Here is an 888-nt window from a genome sequence, read left to right as displayed (position 1 = left end):
TGCGTTCGGCCTTGTATTTTCTTAGTGCAGGATATTTCCTTTCCCATTTCTCGACAAAGGTAATGAATTGTTCGTATCCCTGCAAGGAATTCATCTCGTTGTTCTCCAATTGGAACACCTCACTGAGCTGCTGCGCCATTACCAGTTTGTCTTTATGTGATGCGCCGCTGAGTATCTGTCGCTTAACGTGTGCCACGCAGAACTGGTGTGCGGCACCGGGAAAGGCTGCACAGACGGCATTCTCTATTCCTTGCAATGCATCGGAAACAACTAAGTCTATCTGTTCGACGCCTCTTTGCTTCAAGGCCTCAAGCTCGTCTTTCCAGCAAAGAGCCCCTTCTGTGGGATGATTGACAACCGTGAGCACCTCCCTGCTGCCGTCTTCTAATACCCCCAGAATGGTATAGTAGGCTTCCTTGGACACCTGTCTGTCCCTACGGGTGGAAATAAAGGTGGCGTCGATATAGACGGCTAAGTAGTGGGAGGAAAGGCTACGGCAAAGCCACCGTTCGACGTCCTCACGGCAGCTGCCGGCAAGATGCGATACCTGCTGCTTGCTGTAGGAACGACCATAGACGCAATTTGAAATCTCGCCTATCTGCTCCGTGGTAAGACCTTTGGTGTAGAGGAGATTGAACAATTTGGCACGTTCCTCGCTTTCGCTGCGTATCAACCCTAAGAGAATGGGATAGAAGTTTCCGCTACGACTGCGCGGAATACGGAGCGAGAACTCAAAGCCGTGACTGTACCAACGACGAGAACGGAAACCATTGCATTGCTCATGGGCATTTTCGCTGACGAACAACTCTCGTTCATGATACATCAGGGAGTTCATGATTAATGACTGAAGGGTAACAAAACCCTCGCTGCTGCTTGTGTAATTCGAAA

Annotated in this window: 1 protein-coding gene; it reads right to left on the bottom strand. The window is 49.9% G+C overall.

Features of this window, described 5'->3' with window-relative positions; genetic code table 11:
* Window positions 1-888 (bottom strand): IS256 family transposase (locus E0E16_RS10280; RefSeq protein ID WP_130829708.1); only part of this gene is annotated, 888 nt, incomplete at both ends.

The organism is Prevotella rectalis (assembly GCF_900607215.1).
Taxonomy (GTDB): domain Bacteria; phylum Bacteroidota; class Bacteroidia; order Bacteroidales; family Bacteroidaceae; genus Prevotella; species Prevotella brunnea.
The sequence above is the reverse complement of the archived record's forward strand: the minus strand, read 5'-3'. Positions and strand labels throughout refer to the sequence as shown.